The organism is Sphingobacterium sp. IITKGP-BTPF85, assembly GCF_001006065.1.
Taxonomy (GTDB): Bacteria; Bacteroidota; Bacteroidia; order Sphingobacteriales; family Sphingobacteriaceae; genus Sphingobacterium; species Sphingobacterium anhuiense.
In genome coordinates this window covers 54,071-60,535 of the sequence record NZ_ASZT02000015.1, presented here as the reverse complement: position 1 = coordinate 60,535, position 6,465 = coordinate 54,071, and the positions used below count along the sequence as shown (strand labels likewise).

Sequence of the window (6,465 nt, the reverse complement as noted above, 5' to 3'; positions counted from 1 at the left end):
CTTTATATAAAGTGACCTTTTGAATATACTTATTCGAAGTAAGATTACGCTAATAATCTCACTGGATTTTCTAATAATGCTTTTAATGTTTGCAAGAATTGAGCACCAGTAGCACCGTCCACTACACGGTGGTCACAACCTAAAGTCAACTTCATCACATTACCAGGAACAACAGCACCATTCTTAACAACAGGAACTTGTTGAATTGCACCAACAGATAGAATTGCACCATCCGGAGAGTTAATAATTGATGTGAATTCATCAATACCAAACATACCTAAATTAGAAACTGTAAATGTTGAACCTTCCCAGTCAGCTGGAGTTAATTTTTTAGTTTTCGCTTTTTGAGCGAAATCTTTAACTTCTGCAGAAATGTGAGATAATGATTTTCCGTCAGCAAAACGTACAACAGGAACTAATAAGCCATCTTCAACAGCCATTGCAACACCAATATTTGTATGTTCATTAAAACGAATCTTATCACCTTTCCATGAAGAGTTTACGGCAGGATGCTTTTTCAATGCAACTGCAACTGCTTTTACAACGATATCATTGAAAGAAACTTTTACTGGAGCCACTTCATTGATTTGCGTACGAGCAAGCATCGCATTTTCCATGTCGATACTTACCGTTAGGTAAAAATGTGGAGCAGTAAACAAACTTTCACCTAATCGACGTGCAATTGTTTTACGCATTTGAGAAACAGCAACTTCTGTATATCTCTCTTCACCTACAAAAGTAGGTAAAGTGATCGCTTTTGTTTCAGTAGCAACTGGCGCAGCAGTTGTTGAAGCAGGAGCAACTTTAGTAGCAGGAACGTAAGATTCAACATCTTTTTTCACAATACGGCCACCATCAGCAGATCCTTTAATCTCATTCAGGTTGATTCCTTTATCTTTAGCAATTTTACGTGCTAATGGAGATGCTTTCACTCGAGAATCATCGGCTACATCAGTAGCTTTATTTTCCGTAGTTACATTAGCCTCTACCTTTGATTCATTTTTTACTTCTGCAGGAGCAACTTGAGATGTAGGAGCAACTTTTTGATTTAACAATGGTGTTACATCTGTTCCTGCAGGACCTACAATAGCAATAATATCATTTACTTTAGCAGCCTCACCTGCCTCAAGACCTACATATAACAATGTGCCATCAGCATAAGCTGTAACCTCCATCGTCGCTTTATCCGTCTCTACATCCGCAATAGAATCATCAGATTTGATTGTATCACCAACTTTAAAATTCCATTGCGCAATTACACCTTCTGTCATCGTATCACTTAACAAAGGCATAGTGATAACTGTAACACCTAAAGACTCCGGTGTTACATTAGACTGAGGAGCTGCTTCAGTCCCAGATGAATTAGAACCTTCAACTTCCTTTTTCTCCGTCACTTCTTCAGCCTGAGGAGCGTCATTTAATAATGCTTGAAAATCTTCTCCAGGTTCTCCAAGAATGGCAATAACAGCATCAATAGCAACTGCTTCACCTTCCTTAGGACCAATATATAAAAGTGTTCCTTCTTGGTATGATTCAAAATCCATCGTCGCTTTATCAGTTTCGATTTCAGCAACTAAATCACCAGAATTAACTTTATCACCAACTTGTTTGTGCCATTTTGCGATAACCCCTTCGGTCATGGTATCGCTCATTTTCGGCATTCTAACTACTTCAGCCATTGTATTTTATTTATCTAGTTAAAGTAACTTATATTAATCTAATATAAATGGATAATCCTCTTGAACGTACACATCTTTGTACAATTCATCAGCTGTAGGGAAAGGAGATTCTTCAGCAAATTTCACAGATTCATCTACAATACTTTTCACTTCAGCATCCACTTCAGCAAACCAAGCGTCATCAGCATAATTGTTTTCAAAAATAGCATGCTTTGTCGCCAACAATGGATCACGTCCTTTATATTCTTCTAATTCTTCTTTCGTACGATATTTCGCAGGATCGGACATCGAGTGACCTTTGTAACGGTATGTACGTATTTCCAAGAAAGTAGGTCCTTCCCCAGCACGAGCACGTTGAACAGCTTCATCCATCGCATTGTGTACAGCTACGACATCCATACCATCTACTGGTGCACAAGGCATATCAAAACCCAGTCCCATTTTATAAATATCTTGCATATTGGTTGTACGTTGTACGGAAGTACCCATTGCATAACCATTGTTTTCACAAACAAAAATTACAGGCAATTTCCACAACATGGCCATGTTCAAAGTTTCATTAAAAGCACCTTGACGAACTGCGCCATCACCCATGTAACATACGTTAACATTATTTGTACCCAAATATTTTTCAGCAAAAGCGATACCAGCTCCTAATGGAATCTGACCACCAACAATACCATGGCCACCCATCATTTTATGTTCTTTCGAGAAAAAGTGCATAGATCCACCTTTTCCTTTTGAACAACCTGTTGCTTTTCCAAACATCTCAGCCATACATTCATTCGCTGACACACCTTTTGCTAAAGCATGTGCGTGATCACGGTAGGCTGTAATTAAAGAATCTTCAGGTTTGATAACAGACATTGTACCTGCTACTACTGCCTCTTGTCCAATGTACAAGTGACAGAAACCACGGATTTTTTGTTGTCCATAAAGTTGACCTGTCTTCTCTTCAAACTTACGCATAAGTAGCATAGATCTATACCACTCTAAATATGTCTCTTTTGTTATAGGTGTTGAACTCATTTCAAAGTTTTGAATTTCTTACTAATCTTGACTACAAATCTAATCAATTTGGGTGATATTTTGGTCAGAAAATCAAATTTTCTTCTTGTTTTAGACAGTTCTAAGACATTTGATTTAAACGACATAAGAAGATACCCAAATAAATGACTGGCTTAATTTAGTAAATTAAAAAAAGAACAAACAAAAAAGCCAAAAGACATATTATTCTTTTGGCTTTTTTGTTTTGTAACAAATATGATTTTAGCTCAATTCAACAATCAAACTTGATTCATCTATTTTTCTTTGATCACCTGTTTGCATATCTTTCAATGAAAGCTGGCCTGAAGAAACTTCCTCTTCACCAATTAATAGAACAAATGGAATGCCTTTACTGTCGGCATAACTCATCTGTTTTTTCAATTTCGCGGCTGTTGGATAAAGCTCGACTGCAATGTTCGCCTTACGTAGGCGATTTAGAAGAGGTAATGTAAAGGACTCGGTTTCTTTATCAAAGTTCACAATCAAAAGCTTAGTGTAATCTCCCTTAGCCTCAGGATAAAGATTTAATTCTTCTAGAACGTCATAGATACGATCGGCACCGAAAGACACACCTACACCGGTCAATCCTTTCAAACCAAACATACCTGTCAAATCATCGTAGCGTCCACCACCACCGATGCTCCCCATAGCGACCTCATTCGTCTTTACCTCGAAAATGCAGCCCGTATAATAATTCAACCCACGCGCTAGGTAATATCAACCTCTACAAATTGGTTTAAAACTTCATTTGAAGAATCCAACTTAGAAATATAATCAAACGATTCTTCTATTTCTGCTATTCCCTTTAATCCTATTTCCGAATTTGATAATACGTGCTTTAAGGCAGACAATTTCTTTAGATTTGATCCCTCTAATAAAATAATTGGACGTAAAATTTCTAAATCCGCTGCTGTAAAACCTCGTTCTAATAGTTCTTTATTTACACCTTCTAAACCGATCTTATCCAATTTATCGATCGCAACTGTCATATCGACAATAAGTTCCGGCTTGCCAATAATCTCAGCTATACCTGAAAGAATCTTACGGTTGTTAATTTTAATCGTAAAATCTTGCAGTCCCAAATTTTTCAATGCTTCATGATAGATCAAAATAAACTCAGCTTCATTCAATAGGCTTTCAGAACCCACTACATCTACATCACACTGATAGAATTCGCGATAACGACCTCTTTGAGGACGATCAGCGCGCCATACAGGTTGAATTTGAAAACGTTTAAAAGGTAAAGAAATATCATTTTGATGCATGACAACGTAACGAGCAAACGGTACAGTGAGATCATAACGAAGTGCTTTTTCAGAAATATATGAGATTAATTTAGTTGAAGACTTGGATTCAACTAAATCATTGGGAGCTTTACTCAAATAATCTCCAGAATTCAAAATCTTGAAAATTAACTGATCCCCTTCATCACCATACTTTCCCGTAAGTGTCTGCAAATTTTCAAAAGAAGGAGTTTGAATTTCACTGTAACCATACTTTTTAAAAACACGCTTAAGTGTATTGAAAATATAATTACGTTTAAGCATTTCGGCAGGTGAAAAATCACGTGTGCCTTTTGCTAAAGAAGGTTTTACTGTTGCCATTTGGCAAAGTTAATATTTAAGAAGGATTTATTGGAACTTCGAAGAAAAAAGCTTAGTCAAGCTCTAAAATTTTCAAATACTCACAAGCTTTTTCTGCAGCTGTTTTTTCAGCGCTTTTTTTATTGAAATCTTGTCCTAGGCCACAAACTTCACCTTGTACAACTGCTTCAATAGAAAACATTTTATTCGATTCACCAGGAGGATTATCAATTTGATTGAATACAACCTCTTTACCATTATGCTGGCACCATTCGATCAAACGACTTTTAAAATTAGTTTCCGTTTGTTCCAATAAGTGAATATCTACATGTGGTTTAATAATACGGTTTAACAGAAAATTTTTAGTAAACACATACCCTTTGTCCAAATATACGGCACCGATAAGTGCTTCAAAAGCATCACCTAGCAGAGAGCCTTGTTTATTGGGAAAGCTAATCATTCTCGCGTCAAACTGAATAAGCTCATTTAATCCGAGCTTCCGAGAAAGTTGATTAAGATGTACACGACTGACAATTTTAGATCTCATTTCAGTCAAAAAGCCTTCGTCTTTATAAGGGTATTTTTTAAATAGTAGTTCAGCAACCACTGAACCTAAAATAGCATCTCCCAAAAATTCCAATCTTTCGTTGCTATTTTTGGAACCTTCCTTGATCACAACAGCTACAGACTTATGCCTAAAAGCCATTTGATAAAGTCGTATGTTTTCAGGGACAAAACCTAACAGGTTCTTGAGCTTTCTAACATAAACTTTGTCAGCAGAAAAATATAATTTATAAATCCTTGAAAAAGGCATCTTAGTCTAAAAAAGGGACAACAGGTATAAAGCACCTGTTGTATCCCAATTATTTTAATAACTTAAATAAAGTAATATTAAGCTTTGTATTTCTTCACAACAATAGTTGCGTTATGACCACCAAAACCAAAAGTATTACTCATTGCAGCATTTACAATACGCTTTTGAGCTTTATTAAATGTGAAATTTAATCTGTTATCCAATTCCGGATCATCTGTAAAATGATTAATAGTAGGTGGTACTATATCATTTTGAACAGCTAAAATAGAAGCAATAGTTTCAATCGCACCAGCAGCACCTAAAAGGTGTCCTGTCATTGATTTTGTCGAACTAATGTTCAATTTATAAGCGTGCTCACCAAATAAATCTACAATAGCTTTAGTTTCACTAATATCCCCTACCGGAGTAGAAGTGCCATGCACATTGATATAGTCAATATCTGTGAAATCTAGTTCCGCATCATTAACCGCCATTGTCATCGCAAGTTTAGCACCTAAGCCCTCTGGATGAGAAGCTGTGATGTGATGTGCATCAGCACTCATACCCCCACCCCCAATTTCAGCATAAATTTTAGCACCACGCGCTAATGCGTGTTCTAAACTTTCTAATATGATCGCACCAGACCCTTCACCAGAAACAAAACCATCACGATCCTTATCAAAAGGACGTGAAGCTGTTTTAGGATCATCATTTCTAGTTGACAATGCATGCATTGCATTAAATCCACCGATTCCAGCTTCATTAATAGTTGCCTCAGATCCACCAGTTACGATTACATCAGCTTTACCCATACGGATATAGTTAAAAGCATCAATCATCGCATTGGTTGCCGAAGCACATGCGGAGACAGCCGAAAAGTTAGGTCCACGAAGTCCGTGACGCATAGAAATATGTCCCGGAGCAATATCGACAAGCATTTTTGGAATGAAGAAAGGATTGAAACGTGGTGTTCCATCCCCTTTTGCGAAATTGACAACTTCATCTGTGAAAGTTGTCAATCCCCCAATTCCTGATCCCCAAATAACTCCGATACGATTTGTATCTAAATTTTCAAAAATTAAACCAGCATCCTTAATTGCTTCATCAGATGATGCAATAGCATACTGTACAAAAGGATCTACTTTGCGAGCTTCCTTGCGATCCATAAATTCATGTGGATCAAACCCCTTCACTTCACAAGCGAATTGGGTTTTAAATTTTGACGCATCAAAATGCGTAATGGGAGCAGCACCGCTTACACCATCTAGTAAACTATTCCAATATTCTGAAACGGTATTACCAATTGGTGTAAGTGCGCCTAATCCTGTTACTACTACTCTTTTAAGCTCCATTTATACGATTT

The 6,465-nt window shown here is 36.9% G+C and carries 4 protein-coding genes and 1 pseudogene; all 5 read right to left on the bottom strand.

Features of this window, described 5'->3' with window-relative positions:
- Positions 1-44: 44 nt before the first annotated feature.
- Positions 45-1,679, bottom strand: coding sequence for a pyruvate dehydrogenase complex dihydrolipoamide acetyltransferase (locus tag L950_RS05060; protein WP_021192396.1), 1,635 nt, complete (start codon positions 1,677-1,679; stop codon positions 45-47).
- Positions 1,680-1,712: 33 nt separating this feature from the next.
- Positions 1,713-2,708, bottom strand: coding sequence for a pyruvate dehydrogenase (acetyl-transferring) E1 component subunit alpha (pdhA, locus tag L950_RS05055; RefSeq protein ID WP_021192395.1), 996 nt, complete (start codon positions 2,706-2,708; stop codon positions 1,713-1,715).
- Between the two features lie 240 nt (positions 2,709-2,948).
- Positions 2,949-4,330: pseudogene (hisS, locus tag L950_RS05050) on the bottom strand (histidine--tRNA ligase).
- Between the two features lie 52 nt (positions 4,331-4,382).
- Entirely contained in the window at positions 4,383-5,123 is a 741-nt protein-coding gene (gene rnc / locus L950_RS05045) for a ribonuclease III (protein WP_021192394.1), read from the bottom strand.
- Between the two features lie 77 nt (positions 5,124-5,200).
- On the bottom strand, positions 5,201-6,454 hold the full coding sequence (gene fabF, locus L950_RS05040) for a beta-ketoacyl-ACP synthase II (RefSeq protein ID WP_021192393.1): 1,254 nt from the start codon (positions 6,452-6,454) through the stop codon (positions 5,201-5,203).
- Between the last annotated feature and the right edge of the window lie 11 nt (positions 6,455-6,465).

Excerpts from the sequence above, each read along its gene's own strand:
- L950_RS05060 (WP_021192396.1), bottom strand. The coding sequence starts at position 1,679 with ATGGCTGAAGTAGTTAGAATGCCGAAAATGAGCGATACCATGACCGAA.
- pdhA (WP_021192395.1), bottom strand. The coding sequence starts at position 2,708 with ATGAGTTCAACACCTATAACAAAAGAGACATATTTAGAGTGGTATAGA.
- rnc (WP_021192394.1), bottom strand. The coding sequence starts at position 5,123 with ATGCCTTTTTCAAGGATTTATAAATTATATTTTTCTGCTGACAAAGTT.
- fabF (WP_021192393.1), bottom strand. The coding sequence starts at position 6,454 with ATGGAGCTTAAAAGAGTAGTAGTAACAGGATTAGGCGCACTTACACCA.